Source organism: Micromonospora sp. CA-240977 (assembly GCF_050942285.1).
In the GTDB taxonomy this organism is placed as follows: Bacteria; Actinomycetota; Actinomycetes; order Mycobacteriales; family Micromonosporaceae; genus Micromonospora.
Map to the genome: position 1 here is coordinate 2,343,774 of NZ_CP192055.1, position 25,554 is coordinate 2,369,327.

The 25,554-nt window shown below is 71.7% G+C and carries 24 protein-coding genes; 13 read left to right on the forward strand and 11 right to left on the reverse strand.

The genetic code is table 11. From position 1 onward, the window contains the following. Positions 1-12: 12 nt before the first annotated feature. Positions 13-1,647: a Na+/H+ antiporter gene (locus ACQPWW_RS10860; protein WP_433131662.1), complete on the forward strand. Its 1,635-nt coding sequence runs from the start codon at positions 13-15 to the stop codon at positions 1,645-1,647. Between the two features lie 259 nt (positions 1,648-1,906). Here ACQPWW_RS10860 and ACQPWW_RS10865 read toward each other — a convergent pair whose 3' ends face one another. Next, entirely contained in the window at positions 1,907-2,305 is a 399-nt protein-coding gene (locus tag ACQPWW_RS10865; protein WP_433131664.1) for a hypothetical protein, read from the reverse strand. Positions 2,306-2,363: 58 nt separating this feature from the next. Then, positions 2,364-4,322: an amino acid transporter gene (locus ACQPWW_RS10870; RefSeq protein ID WP_433131666.1), complete on the reverse strand. Its 1,959-nt coding sequence runs from the start codon at positions 4,320-4,322 to the stop codon at positions 2,364-2,366. Positions 4,323-4,489: 167 nt separating this feature from the next. On the opposite strand from ACQPWW_RS10870, the gene corA reads away from it, so the two are divergent. Then, positions 4,490-5,620: a magnesium/cobalt transporter CorA gene (corA, locus tag ACQPWW_RS10875; RefSeq protein WP_433131668.1), complete on the forward strand. Its 1,131-nt coding sequence runs from the start codon at positions 4,490-4,492 to the stop codon at positions 5,618-5,620. Between the two features lie 15 nt (positions 5,621-5,635). Here the strand turns inward: corA and ACQPWW_RS10880 are convergent, their stop codons facing one another. After that, positions 5,636-5,821 carry a hypothetical protein gene (locus tag ACQPWW_RS10880; RefSeq protein WP_355031086.1) on the reverse strand — a complete coding sequence of 62 codons (186 nt, stop codon included), beginning with the start codon at positions 5,819-5,821 and terminating at the stop codon, positions 5,636-5,638. A 228-nt stretch (positions 5,822-6,049) separates the two neighbouring features. Here ACQPWW_RS10880 and ACQPWW_RS10885 point away from each other — a divergent pair, with 228 nt between their 5' ends. Next, complete coding sequence (locus tag ACQPWW_RS10885; protein ID WP_433131670.1) at positions 6,050-7,270, forward strand: MFS transporter; 1,221 nt, start codon at positions 6,050-6,052, stop codon at positions 7,268-7,270. 52 nt (positions 7,271-7,322) lie between these two features. On the opposite strand, the gene ACQPWW_RS10890 is transcribed toward ACQPWW_RS10885, so the two are convergent. Then, complete coding sequence (locus ACQPWW_RS10890; protein WP_433131672.1) at positions 7,323-7,838, reverse strand: 2'-5' RNA ligase family protein; 516 nt, start codon at positions 7,836-7,838, stop codon at positions 7,323-7,325. A 77-nt stretch (positions 7,839-7,915) separates the two neighbouring features. Between ACQPWW_RS10890 and ACQPWW_RS10895 the strand changes: the two genes are divergently transcribed. The 3 genes from ACQPWW_RS10895 (at position 7,916) to ACQPWW_RS10905 (ending at position 10,988) form a co-directional block, all read left to right on the forward strand. After that, on the forward strand, positions 7,916-8,425 hold the full coding sequence (locus tag ACQPWW_RS10895) for a mycothiol transferase (RefSeq protein ID WP_433131674.1): 510 nt from the start codon (positions 7,916-7,918) through the stop codon (positions 8,423-8,425). Positions 8,426-8,520: 95 nt separating this feature from the next. After that, entirely contained in the window at positions 8,521-8,928 is a 408-nt protein-coding gene (locus ACQPWW_RS10900; RefSeq protein ID WP_433131676.1) for an SCP2 sterol-binding domain-containing protein, read from the forward strand. Then, positions 8,925-10,988: an amylo-alpha-1,6-glucosidase gene (locus ACQPWW_RS10905; RefSeq protein WP_433131678.1), complete on the forward strand. Its 2,064-nt coding sequence runs from the start codon at positions 8,925-8,927 to the stop codon at positions 10,986-10,988. The genes ACQPWW_RS10900 and ACQPWW_RS10905 overlap by 4 nt, the downstream gene beginning before the upstream one ends. A 17-nt stretch (positions 10,989-11,005) precedes the next feature. Here the strand turns inward: ACQPWW_RS10905 and ACQPWW_RS10910 are convergent, their stop codons facing one another. Further along, on the reverse strand, positions 11,006-11,509 hold the full coding sequence (locus ACQPWW_RS10910) for a DinB family protein (RefSeq protein ID WP_433131680.1): 504 nt from the start codon (positions 11,507-11,509) through the stop codon (positions 11,006-11,008). A gap of 136 nt (positions 11,510-11,645) precedes the next feature. On the opposite strand from ACQPWW_RS10910, the gene ACQPWW_RS10915 reads away from it, so the two are divergent. Continuing rightward, a complete protein-coding gene (locus tag ACQPWW_RS10915; protein WP_433131682.1) occupies positions 11,646-12,551 on the forward strand; it encodes a DUF72 domain-containing protein in 906 nt (301 codons plus the stop codon). 36 nt (positions 12,552-12,587) lie between these two features. Here the strand turns inward: ACQPWW_RS10915 and ACQPWW_RS10920 are convergent, their stop codons facing one another. Continuing rightward, positions 12,588-12,959, reverse strand: coding sequence for a hypothetical protein (locus tag ACQPWW_RS10920; RefSeq protein ID WP_433131684.1), 372 nt, complete (start codon positions 12,957-12,959; stop codon positions 12,588-12,590). A 196-nt stretch (positions 12,960-13,155) separates the two neighbouring features. Beyond that, positions 13,156-13,779: a hypothetical protein gene (locus ACQPWW_RS10925; RefSeq protein ID WP_433131686.1), complete on the reverse strand. Its 624-nt coding sequence runs from the start codon at positions 13,777-13,779 to the stop codon at positions 13,156-13,158. 196 nt (positions 13,780-13,975) lie between these two features. Here ACQPWW_RS10925 and ACQPWW_RS10930 point away from each other — a divergent pair, with 196 nt between their 5' ends. Continuing rightward, a complete protein-coding gene (locus tag ACQPWW_RS10930) occupies positions 13,976-14,146 on the forward strand; it encodes a hypothetical protein (RefSeq protein ID WP_433131688.1) in 171 nt (56 codons plus the stop codon). Between the two features lie 24 nt (positions 14,147-14,170). On the opposite strand, the gene ACQPWW_RS10935 is transcribed toward ACQPWW_RS10930, so the two are convergent. The 3 genes from ACQPWW_RS10935 to ACQPWW_RS10945 form a co-directional block, all read right to left on the reverse strand. After that, on the reverse strand, positions 14,171-15,034 hold the full coding sequence (locus ACQPWW_RS10935; RefSeq protein ID WP_433131690.1) for an alpha/beta hydrolase family protein: 864 nt from the start codon (positions 15,032-15,034) through the stop codon (positions 14,171-14,173). Positions 15,035-15,134: 100 nt separating this feature from the next. Then, a complete protein-coding gene (locus ACQPWW_RS10940; protein ID WP_433131692.1) occupies positions 15,135-16,391 on the reverse strand; it encodes a hypothetical protein in 1,257 nt (418 codons plus the stop codon). Positions 16,392-16,589: 198 nt separating this feature from the next. Then, a complete protein-coding gene (locus ACQPWW_RS10945) occupies positions 16,590-17,273 on the reverse strand; it encodes a hypothetical protein (RefSeq protein WP_433131694.1) in 684 nt (227 codons plus the stop codon). A 216-nt stretch (positions 17,274-17,489) separates the two neighbouring features. On the opposite strand from ACQPWW_RS10945, the gene ACQPWW_RS10950 reads away from it, so the two are divergent. From ACQPWW_RS10950 to ACQPWW_RS10970, 5 genes are all read left to right on the forward strand, one after another. Then, positions 17,490-19,619: a DNA gyrase/topoisomerase IV subunit B gene (locus ACQPWW_RS10950; RefSeq protein WP_433134260.1), complete on the forward strand. Its 2,130-nt coding sequence runs from the start codon at positions 17,490-17,492 to the stop codon at positions 19,617-19,619. A 32-nt stretch (positions 19,620-19,651) separates the two neighbouring features. Beyond that, on the forward strand, positions 19,652-22,135 hold the full coding sequence (locus ACQPWW_RS10955) for a DNA gyrase/topoisomerase IV subunit A (protein WP_433131696.1): 2,484 nt from the start codon (positions 19,652-19,654) through the stop codon (positions 22,133-22,135). Between the two features lie 259 nt (positions 22,136-22,394). Next, entirely contained in the window at positions 22,395-22,985 is a 591-nt protein-coding gene (locus tag ACQPWW_RS10960) for a hypothetical protein (protein WP_433131698.1), read from the forward strand. A 69-nt stretch (positions 22,986-23,054) separates the two neighbouring features. Then, on the forward strand, positions 23,055-24,191 hold the full coding sequence (locus ACQPWW_RS10965) for a sensor histidine kinase (protein ID WP_433131700.1): 1,137 nt from the start codon (positions 23,055-23,057) through the stop codon (positions 24,189-24,191). Between the two features lie 53 nt (positions 24,192-24,244). Continuing rightward, a complete protein-coding gene (locus ACQPWW_RS10970; protein WP_433134262.1) occupies positions 24,245-24,862 on the forward strand; it encodes a response regulator in 618 nt (205 codons plus the stop codon). Positions 24,863-24,891: 29 nt separating this feature from the next. On the opposite strand, the gene ACQPWW_RS10975 is transcribed toward ACQPWW_RS10970, so the two are convergent. Continuing rightward, positions 24,892-25,527, reverse strand: coding sequence for an alpha-ketoglutarate-dependent dioxygenase AlkB (locus ACQPWW_RS10975; protein WP_433131702.1), 636 nt, complete (start codon positions 25,525-25,527; stop codon positions 24,892-24,894). Between the last annotated feature and the right edge of the window lie 27 nt (positions 25,528-25,554).

Here is a 25,554-nt window from a genome sequence, read left to right on the forward strand (position 1 = left end):
CCGGCAACCAGGGTGCGGTCAGATGTAACCACCGGCGCGTCCACCGTCGCGCCAACGATCGAGGGGGTACGCGTGGGGGTGCTCGTCCTGATCGTGGTGCTGGGCGGCACCGTCCTGATCGGCACCACGCTCGGCGGTCGGTACCGGGTCGCCCCGCCGGTCCTGCTCATCGCGTTCGGGGTGCTGCTCGGGCTCACGCCGGCGCTGTCCAAGGTGACACTGGAACCGGACCTGGTGCTGCTGATCTTCCTGCCGGCGATCCTGTACCGGGAGAGCCTCACCATCAGCCTGCGGGAGATCCGGGCCAACCTGCCGGTGATCGGGCTGCTCGCCGTGGTGCTTGTGGTGCTCACCATGGTGACGGTGTCGTTCACCGCGCAGGCGTTCGGCGTGAACTCCGCCGCCGCCTGGGTGCTCGGCGCGGTCCTCGCGCCGACCGACGCCGCCGCGGTCACCGGGCTCGCCAAACGGCTGCCCCGCAAGCTGCTCACCACGCTGCACGCGGAGAGCCTGATCAACGACGGGACCGCCCTGGTGATCTTCGCGGTGGCCGTGGGTCTGCTCACCGGTGGCGCGGAGCCGGGCGTGCTGGGCATCAGCGAGGAGTTCGTCGGTGCCAGCGTCGGCGGCGTACTCGCGGGTCTGCTGGTGGGGGCCGCTGTGGTGCTGATCCGCAAACGGCTCGACGATCCGCTGCGCGAGGGCGCGCTGAGTGTGCTGACACCGTTCGGCGCGTTCCTGCTCGCCGACTCGGTGCACGCGAGCGGGGTGCTGGCGGTGGTGGTCGCCGGGCTGGTGCTTGCCTACGCCGGCCCACGGGTGATCCGCGCCCGGTCCCGGGTGCTGGCGTTCGCGTTCTGGAACCTGACCACGTTCCTGATCAACGGTGGGCTGTTCGTCCTGCTCGGCACGCAGATCCCCCGGGCGGTGCGGGGCATCACCAGCACGTCGCCGCAGCGGGCGCTGGTGATCGTCCTGGTGGTCACTTTGGTCGTCGTGTTCACCCGGCTGTTCTTCATCTACCTCACCACGCAGTCGGCCCGGCTGCGCCGTCGCCGGATGGTGGACGGGGGCGGGGGCTCGTCCGGCTGGCGGGTGGGGACCGTGGGCGGCTGGTCCGGGTTCCGGGGCGCGGTGTCGCTCGCCGCCGCGCTGGCCGTCCCGACGATGACGGTCTCCGGTCAACCGGTGAAGGAACGTGACCTGATCATCTTCGTCACCGCGTTGGTGATCGTGCTGATCATGCTCATTCAGGGCACCACCCTGCCGCTTGTGGTGCGCTGGGCGGGGCTGGTCGGCGACCCCGGACGCGTCGACGAGACCAGGCATGCCCAGCGACGCGCCACCGAGGCGGGGCTGGCCGCCCTACCGCAGGTCGCCGCCGAGATCGGCGCTCGGGAGGAGTCGGTGCGCCGGTTGCAGGCCGAGTACCAGCGGCACCTGGCGGACGTGAACGAGACCGGGGGGAACACCGCCGAGGAACGTCGCCTGGAACATCGACTGCGCCTCGGTGTCCTCGCGCACAAGCGGCGGGAGATCACCCGGCTGCGCGACAACCGGGAGATCGACGACCTGGTTCTGCAGGAACTCCAGGCCGCGCTGGACAACGAGGAGATCCGGTTGCTGGGACGCGAGCCCAACGACTGATCGGCCCGCCTGGGCTCAGGTGTGCGGCACGCAAGCGAGGAGCCGACGCCTAACCCTGGCTGGGCGGTGGGCGCAGCCGGCGGCCGACCGTGACGGTCGGTTACCTCCATGGGGGCGGATGCGGTAGTGAGCGGTATACCTCAGAGTCATATTCATACCTCTGAGGTATACCGCTCAACAACACATCGACATGGCGGCAGCCAAGCAGATGGAAAGCGCCCTTCGCCGCAGCCCCAGCCTTGGGTCAGGACTTACTCGCCTAGCAGCTCCGCAGGACGGCCTCTATGTCCGCACCCGCCTGGACGACCAGGGCGTCGGCGCGAAGCTCGTCGGGAAGGTGGTGCCGCTGTCCTTCGTGCGCCAGCAAGGTGGGGCAGCCAGGTGGAAGCACGACAGCATCAGCAAGCCCGATGTACTCGACGAGCATGTCGAGAGTGGCACCGGCGGAGAAATGGCTGATCATGAGACTGGCGATCGTGCCGCCGGCAAGGGCGGCGTAGACGTCTGCGGTGCCGCCGTCATCGGCGCTGATGTGCCAGTAGCTGTGTTGACGTTCCCGACGGTCGACGCGAGGCTCGAAGACGGCCAGGAACGCCTCACCCGCCATCGGCGCCGCATCGCCCTGCTCGAACCGCCGTACGAACATGTCGTAGCTCATCCGAGAAAGCTAGCGCCTCGGCCAGAACGATCATGTCGAGCATCTGGTGGGACGCAGGTCAGCCGGCGTGCACGTGCGGCCGGCGACACGGGTCGGGTTCCTGGCGGCGCAGGATCTCCCGGGTGACCGAGGCGATCGCGCCCTGCCCGAACGCCAGGTAGCGCAGGAAGTTGCGGGCCGGGCCGCCCTCGCTCCACTCGAAGTAGATGTGCGGTCGACGGCCCGTCCGGTCGCGGATCTCCAGCAGCAGGACGGCGAGCGCGTTGGGCACCGAGGAACTGGTCAGGCTGAGTACCGCGAAGTGGTGATCGGCCATGCGGCCGCGCACCAGCAGCTCGGTCTCGAAGTCCGACGGGTCGGTGACGTGCACCTCGACGAAGATCACGTCACTGTCGTCGGGGAAGTCGTTGTCCGCCATGGTCTGCGCCAACTTGGCGCGGTACCCGGCCACGTCCCGGTGGTCCGGTTCGTGCGCGATGAGGCGGATCCGCCGCCCGGAGCGCTCGTCGATCATCCGGGTGGCGACCGGATCCAGCTCGACCCGGTTGACCCGTAGCTCGTAGGCCCGCGACACCCGGGACAGCAGCGAGACCACGATGATCCCACCGATGAAACAGGCCGCGATCTTGACGCCGTCGGGGCGTTCCACCACGTTCGCCAGTGTGGTGTAGACGAAGACCACGGCGATGACTCCGAACGCGATGGTGCGCCCGCGCTGACGCCGCCGGACCGCCGCGAGCGTCACCGCGGTCGCCGCCGACGTGATCAACACCAGCACACCCGTGGCGTACGCGCCGCCCTGCGCGTCCACGCTGGCCTCGAAGACGACAGTGATCAGGAAGGCCACCGCGGTGAAGACAAGCACCAGCGGCCGGACGGCCCGCGCCCAGGCCGGTGCCATGCCGTAGCGGGGCAGGTAGCGGGGGACGAGGTTGAGCAGACCAGCCATCGCCGACGCTCCCGCGAACCAGAGGATCCCGATGGTGGACAGGTCGTAGACGGTGCCGAACACCTCCCCGAGGTGCTGGTGCGCCAGGTAGGCCAGCGCCCGGCCGTTCGCCGGCCCGCCCGGCCGGAAGTCCTCCGCCGGGATCAGGATGGTCGTCGTCACGCTGCTGGTGATCAGGAAGACGCTCATGATCACCGCGGCGGTGGTGAGCAGCCGGCGCGTGCCCCGGATCCGGCCCAGCGGTCGCGCCTCCGAGTCCTGCGGGTCGCCCCGTACGCTCGGCATCACGGCCACCCCGGTCTCGAAACCGGACAGCCCCAACGCCAGTTTCGGAAAGACCAGCAGCGACAGCCCGACCACCAGCAGGGGATCGCCGTGCCCGGTGGTCAGCGCGGTGGTCCAGTCATCGACCGCGCTCGGGTGCGTCACCACCCGCCACAGCGCGTCGACCACCACCACCGCGTTCAGCCCCAGGTAGACCGCGACCAGGACGACCGCGATCCCGATGGCCTCGGTGAATCCCTTCAGGAACACCGCGCCCAGCAGCGACACGAGCACCAGCGTGACAAGCACCTCGTGCCCCTTGAACCCGTCCGGCCAGAACGGATTCTCGTCGATGTGCGCGGTGGCGTCGGCGGCCGACAGGGTGATGGTGATGATGAAGTCGGTGGCCGCGAAACCGAGCAGCACCAGCACCAGCAACTTGCCCGGCCAGTAGCCCAGCAGGCGTACCAGCATGGCGATGGAACCCTCACCGTGCGGGCTCTCCACCGCCACCCGCCGGTAGACCGGCAGCGCGCCCAGCAGCGTCACCAGCACCAGCACCAGCGTCGCCACCGGCGACAGCGCCCCGGCGGCCAGCGCCGCGATGCCCGGCTGGTAGCCCAGGGTGGAGAAGTAGTCGACGCCGGTCAGGCACATGACCTTCCACCACGGATGGTGCCGGTGCTCCGGTGGGCGTCCGTGCGGTCCCGGGTGCCGCACGGCCTGGTCCGAGCCCGCGTCGAGCAACCACCCCCGCAGCCGTCTGCCGCGCCTGTCGACCTCCATCGGCGCGTCCCCCGTCATCCGCCCATGGTCACCGTGAGTATCCGCCGGTTGGGCCGCGCCCGTCCCCGGGTGCCCGGAACCCACCCGGCGACGGGCGGGTTTCGGGCCGCGGACGCGGGGGATGCAGCGCCCCCGGCTTGGTGGCAGCGCACCGGGCCGCACGGCGCCGGGGGAGGGGACAGGGCATGGTCGGTGGCCGTCGCTTCCGCCCTGGTGGTGGCTTCGGTCGCCAACTGGACGAGTACGAGACCACTGCTGACGCGCCGCCGTCGGCGGTGTCGCCCGATTCGCCCACCGGCGGCCTGGTGGACAGCGCCGTCTACGTCCGGGGGCACCGCTTCGCCTCGCCGTCCGGGCTCGCCGAGACGTACCGCTGCCTGCAGGAGCAGGACGGCGCGATGGCCTGGATCGGGTTGTACCGGCCCAACATCGAGCAGATCACGTCGCTGGCCCGGGAGTTCCGGCTGCACGACCTGGCGGTCGAGGACGCGATCAACGCCCACCAGCGACCCAAGCTGGAGCGGTACGGGCACACCCTGTTCGTGGTGCTGCGCGCCGCCCGCTACGACGACCTCCGCGAGGAGGTCGAGTTCTCCGAGCTGCACCTGTTCATCGGGCCGGGCTTCGTGGTCACCGTCCGGCACGGTGAGGTCCCGGATCTGGCCGCGGTGCGGCGGCGGATGGAGACCGAGGCGCCGATGCTCGCCCGGGGCCCGGAGGCGGTCCTGTATGCGATCCTCGACCAGGTCGTCGACGGGTACGCGCCGGTGGTGGCCGGGCTGGAGAACGACATCGACGAGATCGAGACCCAGGTGTTCGGCGGCGACCCGAACGCCAGCCGGCGCATCTACGGCCTCAGTCGCGAGGTCATCCAGTTCCAGCGGGCCGCCCGCCCACTGCTCACCGTGCTCGACGCGCTGGCCGACGGCGCCAGCAGTGTCGACACCGACGAGGAACTGCGCCGCTACCTGCGGGACGTGACCGACCACCTGACCCAGGTGGTGGAGCGGGTGGACGGGTTCCGGCACCTGTTGCAGAACATCCTCACCGTCAACGCCACCCTCGTCTCGCAGCAGCAGAACGAGGAGATGCGCAGTCTCACCGCGGCCAGCTACGCGCAGAACGAGGAGCTGAAGAAGGTGTCGTCCTGGGCGGCGATCCTGTTCGCCCCGACACTCATCGGCACCGTGTACGGGATGAACTTCGTCCACATGCCGGAGTTGAGCTGGCGCTTCGGCTACCTGTTCGCGTTGCTGCTGATGCTGCTGGTCTGCGGCACCCTCTACGTGATCTTCAAGCGGCGCGGCTGGCTGTGAGCCATCCGGTCGCCATCACTCGATGCCGCGCAGGATGTGCCGTTCGTCCTCGACGTCGTCGTCGCCGGCGGCGATCCGGCCGAGCAGGACGGCGGCGGCCCAGATCGTCAGTGGCGTCGCCGCCCCGGTCATGCCGCCGCCGGTCCGGTCGTCCCGGGTCTGGCTCCGCTCCGCACGTGCTGGTCTGCGCTGAGCCTGCATGGGCCCCGCCTCTCCTCGTCGAAGCCGTCGTCGGCGGCGCGGCGTCAGCGCGCCACCGGTCGGGCGAACCACGCGCTGGCGGGTTGCCACCGGTACGACAGCCACCTCGAACCTTCCCACGCCTGGCCGCATTCGCACCGCTTGTTTTCGGGTTTCCGACTGTGACCTGCCAAACCGGACATTACGCATCGACGTTGTCCGGACCGCCCGAGTGGGTAGCGGGACCGGGTGAGCCGAACTGCCGAGATGCTCCCGCCCGTCGTCCCCGCCCGCCGGGCACTGCCCCGCTACCTCGTCGCCGCGACGCTCGCCCGAGGTGCGGACGCCGGCGCGGCGGTGGGAGTGGTGCTGCTGGCCACCCTGCCGGCGGTAGGCGCGGCCCGTCCGGCCCTTCTCGGCGGGTTGCTGGCCACCTGCCTGACCGCACCGCACCTGCTCGGGCCGGTGCTCGGTCGGTGGCTGGACCGGGCGCCGGACGGCCGGGGCCGGTTGGCCGTCGGCTTCGCCACCTACGCCGCGGCGGTCGCGGCGGCCGGGCTGCTGCTCGGCCGGGTGCCGGTCGGTGTGCCAGCGGCCCTGCTGATCGTCGCCGGGATCTGCGGGCCCCTGTTGACCGGGGGATTGAGCAGCCGGCTTGCCGCGCTGCTCGACCCGGACGAGCGGGCGCAACGTCGAGGTCAGGGCTGGGACGCGGTGACGTACGGGATCGGCGCCAGCGCCGGTCCGGCCGTGGTGGCGACCCTCGCCGCGCTGCTCGGGCCCCGGATGTCCCTGGTCGGGTTGGCCGCCGCCACAGTGCTCGCGGCGGCACTGGTGGGCACCCTGCCGCCGAGGGCGCCCGGTCGGGGCGGTTCAGCGCGGACCGGGCCGCCCGCGCGGGGCGCGCTCCGGGCCGTGCTCGGGTCCGGGCCGCTGCGCCGGGTCACCGCCGTCACCACTGTTGCCGCGGTGACCGGCGGGGCGATATCGGTGCTCGCCGTCGCGCTGGCAGCGGACCTCGGCCGGCAGGCGGTCTCCGGTGCGCTGCTGGCGGCGGTCTACGGCGGTGGAAACCTTGCCGCCGCGCTCCTGGTCACCGCCTTCCCGCTGACCGGCGTGCCGGAGCGGCTCACCGTCCGCTGGGCGGCGCTCGGTGCGGTGGCGGTCGCGCTCTGTGCCGCCGTGCCCGGCTTCCCGCTGGCGGTCGCCGCGTTCGCCCTGGCCGGGGCGGCGACCGCGCCGCTCTTCGCAGCCACCCTGGCGGCCCGGTCGGCGTACGCGCCGGACGCCGTGCGGGCGCAGGTGTTCGTGTCGACGGCGGCGCTCAAGGTTGCCGCCGCCTCGCTCGGCACCGGGCTGGCCGGGGTGCTCGCCCCGCTGGGTCCGCGCCTGCTGCTGGGAGCCGGGGCGTCGGTCACACTCGCCGCCGCGCTGGCGGCGGTCTCCGCGCGACAGCGCCGCGACGGGTGAGCACGCCGGTCCACTGCGGACACCGGTCCGGCTCCCGCGCGGTGGCGGTGGGTCAGGGGAGCGGGTGGGCGATGCCGCGGGCGTGGTCGGTGAGCGCCGCCCCGACCACCGTCGCGGCCAGCGGCAACACCTCAAGACAGCGGCGTACCGCCGCGGCCATCAGCGCGTTCGGCACCCGCATGGAGAGCGTGCAGTGCGGCACCCAGCGGCCCGGCAGGTAGTGCTCGGCCAGGGGGATGCCGGCCGAGGTGAGCCGCTCGGACACCATCCGCTGGTGGGTGAGCAACTCCGGCGTGGGCGCCGGGCCGAGCCAGAGCACCCGGCCGACGAACTGCCCGGCGTGCTGGAAGTCCAGTCGCAGCGGGGCCGCGACGACCGTCCCGCGCAGCGCCTCCGCGACCTGGTCGGGGTTGAAGCGGGGGGCCACCGCGAGCGAGACGTGGGGCCGGTGGCGCTGCTCCCACAGGGAACGCATGCTCTGCACGCCCTCGGCCTCCAGGGCGTCCCAGAGCACCCGGATCCGCCGGGTGGCGTCCGGGTCCAGATACAACTCCAACGCGGCGACCACCTGATCACCGTAGTCGCCGAGGTTTGAGCGGACCGGCCAGCGGTACCTGAGGGGAAACCGACCAGGAGGACGTGCCCGTGGACGTGAACGACCTGCTGACCGAGGCGTACGACCGCCTGCCCGACCTCGTCCGCGCGGCCGTCGAGGGGCTGCGCCCCGAGCAGCTGCACTGGGCGCCCGGCCCGGGCCACAACTCGATCGGCTGGCTGGTCTGGCACCTCACCCGCGTGCAGGACCATCACGTCGCCGACCTGCTCGACGCGGAGCAGATCTGGGTGAGTGGCGACTGGGCGGGTCGGTTCGGGCTCACCGCCGACCCTGACAACACGGGCTACGGGCACTCGCCCGCACAGGTCGAGGCGGTGCGGCCGGAGAGCGCGCAGGCGCTGGTCGACTACTACGGGGCGGTCGCCTCGCGTACCGGAAAGTTCCTGGCCGGCCTGCGCCCGGCGGACCTGGACCGCGTGGTCGACGAGTCGTGGGACCCGGCGGTCACCCTCGGCGTCCGGCTGGTCAGCATCGCCGAGGACGACCTGCAACACGTGGGCCAGGCCGCCTACGTGCGCGGTCTGCTCGAAACCGGCTGACCGTCGGGCCGGCCGGCGCGACTCACCCGTTCCGGGTGAACCGGCCTCACCCGGGCGCGGGTGATCCTGCGGAGAACCGTGGGGGAGGGGACCTGATGGGCGCGACCGCAGAGCAGTACCTGCAACAGTTGGACGCCGGCCGGCGCCCCAACCTGCCGGAGACCACAGCGGGCACGCTGCGGCTGGACGTGTGCAGCGACGGTTGCACCGAGCACTGGTATCTGACCATCCGCGACCAGCACGTCCAGGTGACCCGGTCGGCTGACGACGCCGATCTGGTGGTCCGAGCGGAGCGCCGGGTGTTCGACCGGATGGTCGACGGTGAGCTGCATCCCGGAGCGGCCCTGCTCCGCAACGAGCTGACCCTGCGGGGCGACATGCACCTGCTGATGATGCTGCGGCGAATCTTCGCGGGGCCGGCCGGTGCCCGCCATCCTCGGGAGCTGGGTCGGGCCGCCCTGGCGCGCCGGAGCGCGACCGCCGCCCGGGAGGGTCAGTCGTGAAGCAGGAACTGCTGCACGTGATCGCCGGCAACGTGTTTGCGATAAGCGACGCCCAGGGCGACATCGAGGCCGACGCGCAGGACCCGGTCGGTCTCTTCGCGTACGACACCCGCTTCCTGTCCCACTGGGTGCTCAAGATCGACGGCGAACGGATCAACGCGCTGTCCCGCGACGACATGACCTATTTCGAGACCCGGTACTTCCTGGTCCCCGGCGCGGCGAGCCACTACGTCGACGCCGACGTGTCGATCATCCGGCACCGCTCGATCCACGACTGTCTGCACGAGAAGATCACAGTGCTCAACCACTCGGCGGCGCCCGCCGAGTTCACCGTACGAGTGGAGATGGGCAGCGACTTCACCGACATCGCCGAGATCGGACACCTCCGGCGGCGGACCGTCGAGGTCACCCCGGACTCGGCCAACCGCCAACTCGTGCTGCGCTACCAGCGGGAGCGGTTCGTCCGCCAGAGCACCGTGCAGAGCACCGTGCCGGTCGACGTGGACGAGGAGGGAATGACGTTCCGGATTCGGGTCGACCCGGACGGCAAGTGGGAGACCGACCTGCACATCGCCATGACCATGGGCGGCGAAGGTGGCCAGGACGTACGCGACTCCCTGGAGTCACACCAGCGGGCCGTGCGGGTGGGGATGCGCGTGGACCTGGCGAACTGGATGGACCGGGCCCCGAAGCTGACCGCCGAACGCGACGGACTGGAGGAGATGTACCGGGGCGCCCTGGCCGACCTGGCGGCACTGCGGTACAAGCCGTGGTCGTCCCCCGACCGGGTGCCGATCGCCGGTCTGCCGTGGACGATGTGGTTGTGCGGGCGGTACAGCCTCATCACGTGCCTGCAGACGATGGCGTTCACCCCCGAGCTGGCCCCCGCGACGCTGCGGATGCTGGCGTTCATGCAGGGCGCCCAGCTCGACGACGACCTGGACGAGGAGCCGGGCAAGATTCTGGCCCACCTGCGCTACGGCGAGTCCGGAGCGTTCGGCGACCGGGCCGACGCGTTGTACTACGGCTCGGCGGACACCACGCCGCTCTTCGTGGTTCTGCTCGACGAGTACGAGCGCTGGTCCGGTGACGCGGACCTGGTACGCGAGCTGCGCCACCCGGCCCGCATGGCGTTGGACTGGATCGACGAGTACGGCGACCTGACCGGGGACGGTTACGTGCGCTACCAACGCCGAAACGAGCGCAACGGCGCGATCAACCAGTGTTGGAAGGACACGCCGGACGCGATCACCGGTGCGCTCGGCCAGCAACCGGCCTTTCCCCGGGCCACCTGTGAGTTGCAGGGCTACGCGTACGACGCGAAGCGGCGCGGCGCCCGGCTGGCCCGGGAGTTCTGGGGCGACCCCGCGTACGCCGACCGGCTGGAGCAGGAGGCCGCGGCGCTCAAGGAGCGCTTCAACCGGGACTTCTGGCTGCCACACCAGGAGTACTACGCGTTGGCGCTCGACCCGTACGGCGAGCCGGTCGACGCGCTGGCGTCCAACATGGGGCACCTGCTGTGGAGTGGGATCGTTCCGGACGACCGCGCCGGAGCCGTCGTCGAGCACCTGGTCGGGTCGCGGTTGTTCGGCGGTTGGGGGGTGCGCACCTTCGCCACCGGGCAGCGCCCGTACAACCCGATGGGGTCCCATCTGGGCGCGGTGTGGCCGGCGGACAACGCCCTGATCGCCGCCGGGATGCGCCGGTACCGCTTCGACGCGCAGGCGGCCACGATCGCGGCCGGCATCTTCGACATGGCGCAGACCCTCGGTGGGGCCGTGCCGGAGATGATTGCCGGCCACGATCGCCGGCTGACGAAGTATCCCGTCCAGTTGCCGGCGGCCGCCCGCCCGCAGGCGTGGTCGTCGGGGGCGCTGCTGATGCTGCTGGGCACCATGCTGGGGCTGCGACCCACCGGCGACAACCTGCTTGTCAACCCGGCCGTGCCCGAGGGATTCGGTCGGCTGGACCTGCTCGACATCCCGGGCCGGTGGGGCCGCTCCGACGCCTACGCCAGGGACCGGACCACGGCGCACCGACCCGACCCGGGCCGGCGCTGAGCGCTGCGGAACGGCGGTCAGCCCATCGTCTTCGCCCCGTCGATCGACTCCCGCAGAATGTCGGCGTGCCCGGCGTGCTGGGACGTCTCGGCGATCAGGTGCAGCAGCACCCGGCGGACCGTCCAGCTCGCCCCCGGCTCGAACCAGGGCGCCTGCGGCAACGGGTGCGCCGAATCCAGGTCGAGGGTGGCGATCAGCGTGTCGGTCTGGTCGGCCACCTCCTGGAACCGCTCGACCAGACCGGTGAGGGTCTCGCCCGGCGCCATCCGGAACTGACCGACCCAGTCGATCTCCTCGCGCTGCATCGCCTCCGCTCCGCCCACCGCGAAGAGCATCCACCGGTGCTCGACGCCGGTCACGTGCTTGACCAGGCCGCCGAGGCTCAGCTCGCTGACCGTGGAGCGGGTGGCCGCCTGCTCGTCGGTGAGCCCGTCCACAGTCCGCAGGAGGAAACCCCGGTGCCGGCGAAGCGTCTGCAGTAGATCGGCCCGCTCACCGGTGAGCTGCTCCGTGCTGGTCATGCCGCCACCCTTCATCGCTGTCCATTCGGTGCCACCCTAGGACGACGCACCGACACTTCCGGGTGTCGGACACGACGTGCGACGAACGAGCCGCCAGCGGTTGCCGATCCGCGTCCGTGGCGGTCCACTGAATGACATGGGTGTGATTAAGGTGGGCACGTCGTCCTGGGCCGACCAGTCGTTGCTGCGCTCCGGGTGGTACCCGCGCTCGGCCAACACGCCGGCCCGTCGGCTCGGCTTCTACGCCAGCCGGTTCCCGCTCGTCGAGGTGGACACCTCCTACTACGCGGTGCCGGTCCCGGAGACCACGCTGGGCTGGGTCGACGCCACACCTGACGACTTCACCTTCGACGTCAAGGCGTTCAGTCTCTTCACCGGCCATCCGACGCCGGTCGCCGCGCTGCCCCGGGACCTGCGTCCGGCCGGCGGCCCGAGCCGGATCCGCCGCCGTGACCTGCCGCCGGCGGCGTACGACGAGTTGTGGACCCGGTTCCGCGCGGCCCTCGACCCGATCGCGGCGGCCGGCAAGCTGGGTGCGGTGCTGTTGCAGTTCCCCCCGTGGCTGGTGCGCAGCCCGGCGCCCGAGCGCCGGATCGTCGAGCTGGCGCAGCGCTGCCGGCCGTGGCGGGTCGGGGTGGAGCTGCGGCACGGCTCCTGGTTCGACGGTCCGGCCGCGTCGGAGACGCTGGACCTGCTGCGCGCGCACGACCTGTCCATGGTCTGCGTCGACATGCCGCAGGGGCATCCGTCGTCGGTGCCCCCGATCCTGGCCATGACGACGGAGCCGGCGATCGTCCGGTTCCACGGCCACAGCGACGCCTGGGGCGACGGCGACAAGCAGGACAAGTTCCGGTACGCGTACGCCGAGGACGAGCTTCGGCACTGGGCGGGTCGGCTGACCGAGCTGGCCACCGAGGCCGACGACCTGCACGTGCTGTTCAACAACTGCTGCGCCGGGCAGGCCCAGCGTGACGCCACCCGGCTGGCGCAACTGCTCGCCGAGACGATGGTCGTCGATCACGCCGTCCCGGCGACCGGCTGATCGCCGCACCTGCCAGCCGGCCGGGCGCGGGTCCGCTCAGGACCGCCGTCCCCGGCTGCGGAGGGCGTCCTGGGTCGACTCGCCGATGTCCGCGTCGTCGGGGAAGCTCCGGCCGCTGGGCGCCGGATCGGGTGGGGCGCCCGGCCCGGCCATCGTCGTCCGGGTCGGCTCGACCGAGCCGAAGCCGTGTCGTCCCGCCGGGTCCGAACGGCCCGCCGGGGCGCCCGCGCGCCGTTCGCCGCGTCGTCCCTCGGGCACCGCGGTCTCCTCGCTGCCCTCGTCCATCGGTGAGTCGTCGTCAGTGCCCCAGGGAGCGTCGGCGTCGAAGCCGTCGCCGGTACCCCACGGCCTGGTCGCCTCCGGCTCCAGCCGGTCGTTGTCACCGTCGCGTCCCTTGTGCGCCGTCATGGCCACCCCGCTCGTCGGTCCGCCGCCACCGGCGGACGATGTGCCGTCCTCGGGCCGGGGACTGCCCGCCCGAGCGCGTCGTACGGCAGGTCGCCGGCACGCCGCCGCGCGCGGGACCCGTCGTCGCCCCGGTGCGCGCAGGGCCGGCCTGCGCCCCGCCGTCCAGAGGGCGGCGGGACGCCGGCCGGCCCGGCGTTCAGCGTCCGGCCATCGCCATCGGCCGCTTGCCGTTGCTCATGCCCGCCATCTTGATCATGCTCTTCATGCCGCCGCCGCTGCCGCGGCCGAGGATCCCCTTGAACACCTGGCCGGGCTTCTGCTGCTCGCTCATGTACGCGGTGACCACGACCAGGGTTCCGGTCAGCGCCGGGATGGCCCACTGGAGCAGCTTCATCTGCCGCTGCGAGGAGGCCACGCTGGCCGGGGTCTGGTGGTTCGGCTCGGTGGTCCCGCTGACCGGTGAGGCACCGGCCTTCTCCAGGCGCATGCCGACCAACCGGCTGTAGCCGGTCACGGCGAGCGCGCCGATCGTCAACGCCGTCTTGATGGCGCTGGTCCGGCCCACCCCGGACTGGGCTGCCACGCGTGGGCTCTCCGTCACCAGTTCGCCGACCGCGCCGGCCAGGTGCGCGCCGATGGCGGCGGCGTTGACCGGGGTCCATTTGGACCATCCCGCCGACGCGACCGAGAGTCGCTGGGTCGAGTCGCTGATCTTGCCGGCTGCGCCGTTGACGCCGAAGGCACCCATGAGGGAGCCGCCGAACCAGGCCGCGAGGCCCAGATCGTGCATCGAGCGCAGTGCGGTGTGCCGTTCGGACATGTGATCCCCTTCCGCCGTGTTGGGCGCTGCGGCTTACCCGCCGCCCGGGCGGCTAACCCCGTCGCCCGGGGGCTGATCCGCGCCGCACCGGCACGAGGGGGACGTTCGGGTCTCGGTGCGGCCCATCGTCGCCGGCAGGAGTCGTCCGCGCGGTGGCGGGTAGATCCCGAGCGACGCTGACGGAGAGGGGAACGGGATGTCGCAGCCGGACGAGAGCCGGGAGAAGACCCCGAAGACGGACGCGGTGCTCATGCACCCGGACAACGACCCACACCGGAACACCGCGGAGGTAGCGCCACGTAAGGAGCACGCGAAGATCCAGGTCGAGCGGGACGGCGAGCTGGTGCCGCTGGACCAGGACGAGTGACCCGCCCGGACGGTCCGGCGCGGCTCAGCGGGGCGGCAGGTCGCCGGCGAACCCGGCGATCCGCCGCGCCAGCGGGGTGCTCGCGCGGGCCCAGGTGAAGTGGTCCAGAGCCGCGCCGGCCTGCGCCGCCGTGTAGCGCTCGCGGGTGAGCGGGGCGGCGACGAGCTTCGCGCAGAGGGCATCCATTGTCTCGTGCGGGGTGTACTGGTCATCGTCCACACTGACCGCCAGCACCGGTGTGCGCACCGCGCGTACCGCCGCCTCGGTGTCCGTGCCGTTCAGCCGGGGAAAACGGCCGGTCCGCGCCGTGTACGCCCAGTCGCGGATCACGCCGCGCGCCTGCCGGCCGCCGAAGCCCCAACCCGGCCAGACCCCGAGCACCGCCGCAGTGGCGGCGATCCCCTGGGTGTACGGCAGCAGGCCGACGCCGCGCAGGCCCGGGTAACTCCGCCAGTACGGGATGCCGACCGCGATCAGCGCCAACGCGTCCACCTCGTCCGCGCCGTGCAGGGCGAGGTGCAGCAGCGCGGCCTGGCCGCCGAGCGAGTGCCCGACGAGCAGCCGGTTACGTCCGTCCAGCCGTGGCTTGAGCGCGGCCAGCACCGCGCCGACGTCGTCGGCCAACTCGGCGTACCCGTAGCGGTCGGCCCGGCTCGGCGTCGGGGTGCTCGCCCCGTTCCCGCGGAGGTCGGCGACGACCACGGCCAGCCCGGCGGCGCGTAGCTCGGCCGCGAAGGGGCGGTAGTAGCGGGCCCGCACACCCATCGCGGGCCAGATCACGACCACCGGCGCACCCGTCGTGCCGGCCGGCTCCGGGTAGACCTGCACCCCCAACCGGCCGCCGTCGACGTCGACGAACTCCTGCGCGTACCCCGGGTCCCCGTCCATCGGGCCAGCCTACGGCCCCGGCGTTACCGGCGGGTAGCCGACGGTGCGCGGACGCGACGGAGGGCCCCGCCGTGGCGGGGCCCTCCGGTTGGCGACGCGGTCAGGAGACGGAGATCGTCCCGTTGCCGGCGCGGACGCAGGCCACCGACCGGGCGGTGGTGGAGGCCGCGCCGCTCAGGCACTGGCCGAGCACCTGGTGCCCGGTGGCGTTCGGGTGCCACGACTCCTGGCAGGTCTGGAAGTAGCTGACGCAGGTGTTGGCGATCCGCTGGATGTCGAGCTTGTCCTTGCCGGCGAGGCTGGTGACGAAGGTGCCGGTCGCGCCGTCCTGAAGCCGGATCGGGGTGGCCAGCGCGCCCGTCGGGCTGCTCGTCTGCTCGCAGAGCCGGGCGCCGTTGAAGGCCTGCTGCACGTTCAGGTACACCAGGTCGTCGGCGGGGAACTCGGCGGCCAGGGTGTCCCGGGTGGACTTCACGATGGCGCCCAGGCCCTGCGAGAAGCGGTGGCCCGGCGCCAGGCTGGCCCGGTGGATGGGGCAGCCCGCCGCGTACCGCTCGGCACCGAGGTCACGGAACTTGTCCCGGGTGTCGTCCCGGCTGTCCTCCTCGTGGAACTGCGGGTTCAGGTCCAGCGGCAGCGGGTTCGTGTAGTCCTGGAACACCACCCGGTGCTGCCCGTCCGCGTCGATCTGGTTCAGCGTGGTCAGCACCTGGCGTACGGCGGCGGTGGTCTCCGCGGTCGCGGCGCTGATCTGCGCGGCGGTGGCCAGGTCGGCGTCGCTGCACGGCTTCTGCTCGACCGGGCCGTTCAGGTACGCCCAGAACTCCCACCAGCCGGTCCACGCGTCGGCGATGAACCGGTTGGCGCACTTCTCCGCCACGCTGCCGAAGGTGAACGAGCTGTTGTTGGAACCCAGACCGATCAGCACCAGGTCGATGTCCTGGGTCTGCGCGACGGCCCGGAGCTGGTCCAGCTGCGCGGCCACGGTACGACCGTTGGTCCGCGCCTGCGAGGCGTTGGCGATGTCGTGCGGCTGGCCACCGGAGCAGGCCAGATTGAACCGGTTCTGGATGCCTGGCAGGTTGGCCTGGTTGAGCGAGGCGTTCGCCGACCGGTGGCAGAAGTAGGCGTTGTTGTTCGCGGCCGCCCAGCCGGGGAAGCCCTGGGCGACGCCGTTGACGTCGACCACCGGGGTGTACGCCCCGGCGCCCTCGCCGCTGATGAAGCTGTCCCCGAGGGCCACCGCGGCGGTGGGCAGCGCGGCGGTGGCGGGTGCGGGCAGCGCGACGGCGGTCGACAGCGCGGCCATGGCGATCGTTAGTCCCGCGGCGAGCGCGGTACGCCGGAACCTGGGCATGGGGCCCCCATCCATCGAAAGATGAAAGATTCTCTGAGAGCGCGATCAGATCACTCCTCCGCGACGGGCGTCAATGGCCCGTAACAGAATCTTTCGATGAAAGACACGCGTCCGTCGGCAGGCCGCGCTACCGCGTCGAGAGTGGACCCGGGCTCCGGGTTGTCGAACCCGCCGACCCGCGCCCGCCAGGGTGGGGAGTCAGCGACCGGTCGGGCGGTCGCGGTGGCCCAGCACTGCCGCGCCCACGGCGTTCAGGCCAACACCCCAGATCAGGAGTACGCACAGCCACTGCACCCACCGCAGCGCGCTCATCTCGCCCGAGAGCAGGTAGCGCACGCTGCCGAACGGGGTGAGCCACGGCTGCGCGGGACGGAGGGCGTCGGCGCCCAGCAGCGCGAACAGCCCCAGTGGCAGGGCGATCGTGGCCAGGAATGCGACCACCGTCGAGCGCAGCGCCAGCCCCAGCCCGGTGCCCACCAGGCCGGCGACGATCTGCACCAGCACGCTGCCCACCGCGACCGTCCCGGCGAACCGCCACGGCTCGTCGGCGACGTCGACCGGGGTGAGCGCCAGCGTCACGGCGCAGATCAGCACGCCGACAACGCCGATGACGGCCGCCGGCAGCCCCACCGCCAGCACGGTGGGCAGGACCGGAACGCGGATGGCCCCCCGGCGCAGGTCGCGGACCAGCAGGATGCCGAAGAGCGGCGTCCCGACCGACATCAGGCTCTGGACGGTGCCGGAGAGCTCGGCGAACGTCCGGTCGGCGGGCGCCACCGCCGCGACCAGCGCCACGGCGGCCAGCAGCCCGGCCACCAGGGTGCCCACCAGTAGCCACCGCCGGGGCCGCGTACCGAGGGAGCGCCGCAGAGCGTCGCGCATTGTCTTGCCCACCTCGACCGCCTCCTGATCTGCCTCGACCCGGACCGGCGCGCACCCCGCGCCCAACCGGCCGCGATCACGTCAGCGTACCGGTGGTGATGTCTCTGCGGGGCCTCATGATCACCCGCAGGCTGTTCGTTGGCTCACGTCCGGCGGCTGCCGCGCGGCGGGTCGCGTAGGTCCTCCGGGACTTGTCCTAGCCTCGGGCTAGGCTCGCTGCGGCGCGCCACGCCGGCTGAAGTCGCCGGTGACCGGCAGCACACAGCCGAGACCGGGGAGTACGACCAGTTGACCGCAGAGCCTGACACCCTGTACGGGGCCGATGACCTCACCCACCTTGAGGGGCTGGACGCTGTCCGCAAGCGGCCCGGCATGTACATCGGCTCCACCGACAGCCGTGGCGTGGGTCACCTCGTCAACGAGATCCTCGACAACTCCACCGACGAGGGTGTCGCCGGCCACGCCAGCACCGTCGAGGTGATCCTGCACCCCGACGGCTCGGTGCAGGTCGACGACGACGGCCGGGGCATCCCCACCGACGTGCACGCCAAATCCGGCATCTCCGGCGTCGAGCTGGTGCTCACCCGGCTGCACGCCGGCGGCAAGTTCGGCGGCTCCGGCTACAAGACCTCCGGCGGCCTGCACGGCGTCGGCGCCTCGGCGGTCAACGCGCTGTCCCGCCGGTTCGACGTGACCGTCCGCCGGGCCGGCAAGATCCACGCGATGTCGTTCCGACACGGCGTCCCGGGCATCTTCGACGGCGACGGGCCGACCGCGCCCTTCACCGCCGGCCCCGGGCTCCAGGTCATCGGCGCGATGAAGCGTGGCCAGCGCACCGGCACCTCGATCCGCTGGTGGCACGACGCCCGCTACTTCGAGACCGGCGCCGCGCTCGACGTCGACGCGGTCCGCACCAAGCTGCGCAACACCGCCTTCCTGGTGCCCGGCGTGACCTACCTGCTGCGTGACCTGACCGGCGAGGCCCCCGCCGAGGAGCGGTTCCACTACCCCAACGGGCTCAGCGACATGGTGGAGTTCCTCGCCCCGGCCGGCGACCGGCCCGTGTCCGGCACCCTGCTTGTCAACGGCGAGGGGACCTACCGGGAGAACGCCGCCGACGCCAACGGCGTCATGCAGTCCAACGTGCAGCGGCGCGCCGAGGTCGAGGTGGCGTTCCGGTGGGGCACCGGCTACGAACGCACGGTCGAGTGCTTCACCAACACCATCCGCAACGCGCACGGCGGCACCCACCGCAAGGGCTTCGAGCGGGCTCTCGTCCGCGCCCTCGCCGACGCGGTCCGCAACACCCGCGGTCTGCTCAAGGCCAAGGAGGAGCCGCCCACCCTGGACGACGTCCTGGAGGGGATGACCGCTGTGGTGCACGTGCGGATCCCCGAGCCGCAGTTCACCTCGCAGACCAAGGACGAGCTCTCCACCCCGGGGATCACCAAGGTGCTCCAGGGCCTCGTCGACGCGCACGTGAAGGCCTGGCTGGAGGACCGGCGCACCAAGGCCGAGGCGCGCACCGTCCTCCAGAAGATCGTCGACGCGGCCCGGGTGCGACTCACCCAGAAGCAGCAGAAGGACGCGGCCCGGCGCAAGACCGCCCTGGAGGGCGCGTCCATGCCGCCGAAGCTTGTCGACTGCCGAGCGACGGGCATCGACCGCAGCGAGCTGTTCATCGTGGAAGGCGACAGCGCCCTCGGAACGAGTCGCATGGCCCGATCCTCGGAATACCAGGCGTTGCTGCCGATCCGGGGCAAGATCCTCAACGTGCAGAAGGCCAACCTCCAGCAGGTTCTGGACAATGCCGAGTGCGCCGCGATCGTCCAGGTCCTCGGGGCCGGCTCGGGACGTACGTTCGACCTTGCCGCGCTGCGCTACGGCCGAGTGCTGATCATGGCCGACGCCGACGTGGACGGCGCCCACATCCGTACGCTGCTGATCACCCTCTTCGCTCGGTACATGCGCCCCTTGATCGAGGCCGGTCGGCTCTATGCCGCAATGCCGCCCCTCCACAAGATCACCACCAAGGGGCGTAGTCCGCAGACGGTCTACACCTACACCCAGGCCGAGATGGAGACGACGGTCCGCAAGCTGGAAAAGGCCGGCAAGCAGATCGTCACGCCCATCCCACGGTTCAAGGGTCTCGGTGAGATGGACGCCGACGAGTTGTGGGACACCACGATGAACCCGGCCACCCGGGCCGTCCGCCGGATCACCCTCGACGACGTCGACGCCGCCGAACGCATCCTCGAACTGCTGATGGGCGAGAAGGTCGAGCCGCGCCGCAACTGGCTCATCGACTCGGCCGATCGGGTCGACCGAGATGCGATCGACGCATGAGCACCGCTGCCGTCCGAGGGGAAAGCTGAGTCATGGCACGCCGTAAGGAAAACAAGGTCGACCTCTCCTCGTTCGACCAAGCCGGCGCGCGGGTCTTCGACAACCCGTTGGTCACCGAGGTCTCCGACTCCTACCTGGAGTACGCGTTCTCGGTCATCCATTCCCGCGCCCTGCCCGACGCCCGCGACGGCCTCAAGCCCGTACACCGGCGCATTCTCTGGTCGATGTACGAACAGGGCTACCGCCCCGACCGCGGGCACGTGAAGTCTGCCCGAATTGTCGGGGATACGATGGGAAAGTACCATCCACACGGCGACACGGCGATCTACGACGCGATGGTCCGCCTCGCGCAGGACTTCTCCCTCAACGTGCCGCTCATCGACGGGCACGGCAACTTCGGGTCACCAGACGACGGCCCGGCCGCCTCGCGCTACACCGAGGCGCGAATGTCCCGCGAGGCCATGCTGCTCGTCGGTGAGCTGGGCGAGGACACCGTCGACGTCGAGCCCAACTACGACGGGTCGCTGACCCAGCCGACGGTGCTGCCGGCCGCCTTCCCGAACCTGCTTGTCAACGGCGCGTCCGGGATCGCGGTCGGGATGGCCACCAACATGATCCCGCACAACCTCGCCGAGGTCGTCTCCGCGGCCCGCTGGCTGATCAACCACCCGGACGCCACGCTGGACAAGCTCATGGAGTTCGTCCCCGGCCCCGACCTGCCCGGCGGCGGGGTGCTGCTCGGCCTGGACGAGGTGCGTCGGGCGTACGAGACCGGGCGCGGTGTGGTGCGGATGCGCGGCAAGGTGGAGATCGGCCCGATCGAGGGCAGCCGTGGCCGCCAGGCCATCACCGTGGTCGAGCTGCCCTACGGGGTCGGCGCGGAGAAGGTCATCGCGGCGATCACCAACGAGGTCACCAAGACCAAGCGGCTGACCGGCATCGCGGACGTCAAGGACCTCACCGACCGGGAGAGCGGCACCCGGCTCGTCGTCGAGTGCAAGGTCGGGGTCAACCCGCAGGCCTTGCTCGCCGACCTCTACCGACTGACCCCGCTGGAGCAGTCGTTCGGCGTCAACAACCTGGTCCTAGTCGACGGGCAGCCGCGCACGCTGGGGCTCAAGGCGCTGCTGGAGGTCTTCCTGGCCCACCGGTACGAGGTGGTCACCCGACGTACCTCGTACCGTCGGCGTAAGCGTCAGGAACGGCTGCACCTGGTCGACGGTCTGCTGATCGCCCTGCTGGACATCGACGAGGTGGTCCGGCTGATCCGGGGCAGCGACGACGCGCAGGCCGCGAAGGACGGGCTGATGAGCCGGTTCGGTCTGTCCGACATCCAGGCCACCTACATCCTGGACACTCCGCTGCGCCGGCTGACCAAGTTCGACCGGATCGAGCTGGAGGCCGAGCAGGAGCGGCTGCGCGCCGAGATCGCCGAGTTGAGCGCGATCCTCGACGACGAGCGGGTGCTCAGGAAGCTGGTCTCCGACGAGCTGGCGGCCGTGGTCAAGCAGTTCGGCACCGAGCGGCGCACGACGCTCGTCGACGGGGACCTCAAGGAGGTGTTGGCCGCGTCCATGCCGGCCGGCCCGTTGGAGGTCGCCGACGACCCGTGTCAGGTGATCCTCTCCGCGACCGGGCTTGTCGCGCGGACCGCGGCCGAGTCGGAGGAGAGCGCCGAGGGGCGTCGGCGCAACGGCCGGGTCAAGCACGACACGGTACGCGCCATCGTGCACTCCACCGCCCGTGGTCGGGTGCTGTTGCTGACCAGCGCGGGCCGGGCCTTCAAGGTCGACGTCCTGCCGCTGCCGGTGTTGCCGGAGCAGGCGGGCACTGTGTCGCTGCGCGGCGGTATGTCCGCGGCTGAGCTGGCGCCGTTGGCGGCGGGGGAGACCGTCGTCGGCCTGGCCCCGCTGGGCGGGCAGGCGGAGGGGTCACCGGGGCTGGCGTTGGGCACCCGGCAGGGCGTGGTGAAGATCTGCGCGCCGGAGTGGCCGGTGCGCTCCGACGAGTTCGAGGTGATCGGCCTGCGGGACGGCGACGAGGTGGTTGGCGCGACCTGGTTGGCCGATGGCACCGAGTCGCTCACGTTCGTCACGTCGGAGGCGTCGCTGTTGCGCTTCCCCGCCGGGCTGGTTCGTCCGCAGGGCCCCAAGGGCGGCGGGATGGCCGGCATCAACCTGCCGGCCGGGGCGCGGGTGGCGTTCTTCGGCGCGGTCCGCACCGACGACCCGGGGCATGGCGAGCCGATGGTGGTGACCTCCACCGGGGCGACGGTCAAGGTGACGCCGTTCAGGGCGTACCCGGCGAAGGGCCGGGCGACCGGCGGTGTGCGTGCGCACCGCTTCCTCAAGGGTGAGACGGACGTCGTCGTCGCCTGGGTTGGTCCGCGTCCGGTCGGCGCGACCGGCACCGGTGATCCGGTGGAGCTGCCGGCGGCGGATCCCCGGCGCGACGGTTCCGGTTTCGCGGTGATGCTCGGCCCAACGGTCGTCGGCCACGTGATCGAACGCGACTGACCGCACCGGGTCGACCCCGGTTGGCGGGTGCGGTGCTCGCGAACGTGTGCCGCGTGGACTCCGTGGTGTCTCGCCCGCGCGGGGGAGGCGCGCGCGCCGACGAGGGGGGCACTCATGCGTGCGAGCGAGGCTCTCCGGCGTGCGGGGGAGGCGGCGGGCACTGGCAAGATCGCTCGGCGGCGCGATGCCGTCGGGGCGGCGAGACGGGAGGCTTGACCACGTCGAACACGCGACGCAGGCACCCCGAGGAGACACCACAATGGAGTTCCGCACCGCTTTCATCGCCGCCCCGATCCTGGTGATGAGCTACGGCATCATCCGTCTCATCGACGGGCTGGACGGCGAGCGTGGTCCCGGTGCAGCCTGGACCATCGGCCATCTCGCGTTCATCGGCGCGCTCGTCGCGTTCGTCTCGGTGTTCTGGCAGATGCGCCGCATGACCGGCGGCCGGGTCCTGGCGACGGTGTTCGCCACGGCCGGCACCGTCGGTGCGCTGGCGCTGATCACCCAGTTCTCGATCGACCTGGTGGCCGGCCTGCTGGCCACCGACAACTACGGCATGAGCATGGTCATTCACCAGGTGCGTACCCTGCCGGGAATCTCGCAGCTGGCCTACGACTTCGGGCCCTACGCCTTCTACCTCGGCCAGCTCGCGTTGGTCGTCCTGCTCGCGGTGCGGCGCCGGGTCAGGGTGTGGACGCCGGTCCTGGTGCTTGCCGACCTTGCCACGCCGTTCATCGACAAGGATCTGATTCCGCTGGGATCGGTCCTGTTGCTTGTCTCCTTCGTTCCGCTGGCCCGCCGCACCGCCGCCGTCACCGCGGCGAACCCGGTGCCCGCCCTCGCCTGAGCGGCGAGTCCGGACCGATCCCCCCGGGGCCGGGGGATCGGCTGCCCGTGGGGAGGAGGGTCAGGGGTCATGCACACTGTCGCGATGTCGTTCGCCCGCCTCGTGCGCACCACCCATCCGTACGTGGTGGATGCCGCGATCGCCGTGTTCGTCCTCGTCGCGGTGTCGCTGCCGTTCGTGCTCCCCCGGCCGGGCGGCGCGCCGGGGCCGCTGGCATACCTGCTCACCGCGGGTACGGCGATCCCGCTGATCTGGCGCAGACGGGTGCCGTTCACGGTGTTGGTGGTGGTCGCACTGGCCACTGTCGCGGGTAAGGCGGTGGACGCGCCAGGGCAGCCCCTCGCGTACGGCGGGCTGGTCGCGCTCTACACGGTCGCCGCGCTGGGGGGTCGCCGGCAGCGTTGGGGCGCACTCGCCGCGACCTTCCCGGGTGTGGCGGCAGGGGTGGCGTTCAACACCAACCGCATCAGTGAGTACTTCTACACCTTCCTGGTCTTCTTCACCGCGTACGTCCTGGGTCGACTCGGCCACGCTCGGCAGGAGCGCGCGACCGCCCTGGAGGACCGGGCGCTCCGGGCTGAGCGTGAGCGTGAGTTCGAGGCCGATCGCGCCGCCGTACGCGAGCGGGCCCGGATCGCACGGGAGATGCACGACGTGTTGTCCCACGCGGTGAGCCTCATGATCGTGCAGGCCGAGGCCGGGCCGATCGCGGTGCGTACCGCCCCGCACCGGGCCGAGGCGGCGTTCGACGCGATCGCCGCCGCCGGCCGCGACGCCATGGTGCAGCTGCGCGGCATGCTCGGCCTGCTGCGCTCGGAGGCCGGACCCCGCAGTCCGCAGCCCACCCTGGCCCAGTTGCGGCCGCTGATCGACGGAGTCCCGGCAGCCGGGCTGCGGGTGACCGGTGAGCAGCGCCAGGTGTCGGCCGACGTGGAGTTGACGGCGTACCGCATCGTGCAGGAGGCCCTGACCAATGCCGTCAAGCACGCGGCGGCAAGCACTGTCGACGTCCACCTGGACTGGGCACCCGACGCCCTCACGATCACCGTGGCGGACGACGGCGCCGGAACCGGTGGTCCGGGTGGCGGACACGGCCTCGTCGGCATCCGGGAACGGGCGATCGCCTGCGGGGGCACGGCGAGAACCGGGCCGAGCGTCGGTGGACGCGGGTTCACCGTCGAGGTTCGGCTACCCTTCCCGGCGTGACGATTCGGGTGGTGATCGCGGACGACCAGGAGCTTGTGCGCAGCGGGTTCGCCATGATCCTCGACGCCCAACCGGACATCACAGTCCTTGCCGAGGTCGGTGACGGCGCGGCGGCAGTGGCCGCCGTTCGGGAGCACCGGCCGGACGTGGCGCTCCTGGACATCCGGATGCCGACGATGGACGGGATCGAGGCCGCCCGTCGTATCTGCGCCGACGCCGGCAGCCGGGTCATCATGCTCACCACCTTCGACCAGGACGACTACATCTACGAGGCGCTCTACGCCGGCGCCAGCGGCTTCCTGCTCAAGGACGTACGCCGGGAAGACCTCGTCCACGCCGTCCGGGTGGTGGCCTCCGGCGACTCGCTGCTCGCCCCCTCTGTCACTCGGCAGATCATCGCCGACATCACCGGTCGTCACCGCCCGGGCGCGGCCCGGCCGGCCGGCGGGTCCGCCGCCCGCCTCGACGTGCTCACCACCCGCGAACGGGAGACCCTGCACCTGCTGGGCCGGGGTCTGTCCAACGCGGAGATCGCCCAGAGCCTGGTGGTCAGCGAGCACACGGTGAAGACCCATGTCAGCAATGTGCTGACCAAGCTCGGCCTCCGGGACCGCGCCCAGGCGGTGATTTGCGCCTACGAGACCGGCCTGATCGCCGTCGGGGAGAGCTGAGCGGCGTCGCTGGCGGTCGGGGGGCCAGGTCAGGCCACGCCGACCGGGCGGAACTGGACGCTCACCCGGGGGCCCACCGGGCGGGCGGTCTTCGGGATGGCGTGTTCCCAGGTGCGTTGGCAGGAGCCGCCCATGACGATCAGGTCGCCGTGGCCCACCGGGAAGCGCAGGCTGTCGCCGCCGCCACGCGGGCGCAGCAGCAGCGGTCGGGGTGCGCCGAAGGAGACGATGGCGACGACCGTGTCGGTGTGCGCCGAGCGGCCGATGGTGTCGCCGTGCCAGGCCACGCTGTCCCGGCCGGACCGGTAGAGGCACATGCCGGCGGTGACGAACGGCTCGCCCAGCTCGGGCGCGTAGTGCCGGGTCAGCTCCGCCCGTGCCGTGGTGAGCACCGGGTGCGGCAGTTGCCGGTCGGCGTCGTACCAGCAGAGCAGGCGGGGCACGTCGACCTCGCTGTCGTACATGGCGCGCCGCTCGGCCCGCCAGGGGACCTCGGTGAGCAGGGTGTCGAGGACGGCGTCGGAGCCGTGCACCCAGCTGGGGAGGTGGTCGACCCAGGCGCCCCGGCTGAGCTGGTGACGGCGGATCTGGCCGGGCAGTGGCCCCAGGGTCGGCCCGGCGTCGGCCAGGTCGAGCATCGACGGCTGATAGGCGGCCCGCGTCATACCGCCACCCTAGCAGCACTTTCGTAC

What these genes read in the sequence shown, in the direction of transcription:
- ACQPWW_RS10865 (WP_433131664.1), bottom strand. Translation starts at nt 2,305, where the DNA reads ATGAGCTACGACATGTTCGTACGGCGGTTCGAGCAGGGCGATGCGGCG.
- ACQPWW_RS10870 (WP_433131666.1), bottom strand. Translation starts at nt 4,322, where the DNA reads ATGACGGGGGACGCGCCGATGGAGGTCGACAGGCGCGGCAGACGGCTG.
- corA (WP_433131668.1), top strand. Translation starts at nt 4,490, where the DNA reads ATGGTCGGTGGCCGTCGCTTCCGCCCTGGTGGTGGCTTCGGTCGCCAA.
- ACQPWW_RS10880 (WP_355031086.1), bottom strand. Translation starts at nt 5,821, where the DNA reads ATGCAGGCTCAGCGCAGACCAGCACGTGCGGAGCGGAGCCAGACCCGG.
- ACQPWW_RS10900 (WP_433131676.1), top strand. Translation starts at nt 8,521, where the DNA reads ATGGGCGCGACCGCAGAGCAGTACCTGCAACAGTTGGACGCCGGCCGG.
- ACQPWW_RS10910 (WP_433131680.1), bottom strand. Translation starts at nt 11,509, where the DNA reads ATGACCAGCACGGAGCAGCTCACCGGTGAGCGGGCCGATCTACTGCAG.
- ACQPWW_RS10915 (WP_433131682.1), top strand. Translation starts at nt 11,646, where the DNA reads ATGGGTGTGATTAAGGTGGGCACGTCGTCCTGGGCCGACCAGTCGTTG.
- ACQPWW_RS10920 (WP_433131684.1), bottom strand. Translation starts at nt 12,959, where the DNA reads ATGACGGCGCACAAGGGACGCGACGGTGACAACGACCGGCTGGAGCCG.
- ACQPWW_RS10925 (WP_433131686.1), bottom strand. Translation starts at nt 13,779, where the DNA reads ATGTCCGAACGGCACACCGCACTGCGCTCGATGCACGATCTGGGCCTC.
- ACQPWW_RS10930 (WP_433131688.1), top strand. Translation starts at nt 13,976, where the DNA reads ATGTCGCAGCCGGACGAGAGCCGGGAGAAGACCCCGAAGACGGACGCG.
- ACQPWW_RS10935 (WP_433131690.1), bottom strand. Translation starts at nt 15,034, where the DNA reads ATGGACGGGGACCCGGGGTACGCGCAGGAGTTCGTCGACGTCGACGGC.
- ACQPWW_RS10940 (WP_433131692.1), bottom strand. Translation starts at nt 16,391, where the DNA reads ATGCCCAGGTTCCGGCGTACCGCGCTCGCCGCGGGACTAACGATCGCC.
- ACQPWW_RS10945 (WP_433131694.1), bottom strand. Translation starts at nt 17,273, where the DNA reads ATGCGCGACGCTCTGCGGCGCTCCCTCGGTACGCGGCCCCGGCGGTGG.
- ACQPWW_RS10955 (WP_433131696.1), top strand. Translation starts at nt 19,652, where the DNA reads ATGGCACGCCGTAAGGAAAACAAGGTCGACCTCTCCTCGTTCGACCAA.
- ACQPWW_RS10960 (WP_433131698.1), top strand. Translation starts at nt 22,395, where the DNA reads ATGGAGTTCCGCACCGCTTTCATCGCCGCCCCGATCCTGGTGATGAGC.
- ACQPWW_RS10965 (WP_433131700.1), top strand. Translation starts at nt 23,055, where the DNA reads ATGCACACTGTCGCGATGTCGTTCGCCCGCCTCGTGCGCACCACCCAT.
- ACQPWW_RS10970 (WP_433134262.1), top strand. Translation starts at nt 24,245, where the DNA reads ATGATCCTCGACGCCCAACCGGACATCACAGTCCTTGCCGAGGTCGGT.
- ACQPWW_RS10975 (WP_433131702.1), bottom strand. Translation starts at nt 25,527, where the DNA reads ATGACGCGGGCCGCCTATCAGCCGTCGATGCTCGACCTGGCCGACGCC.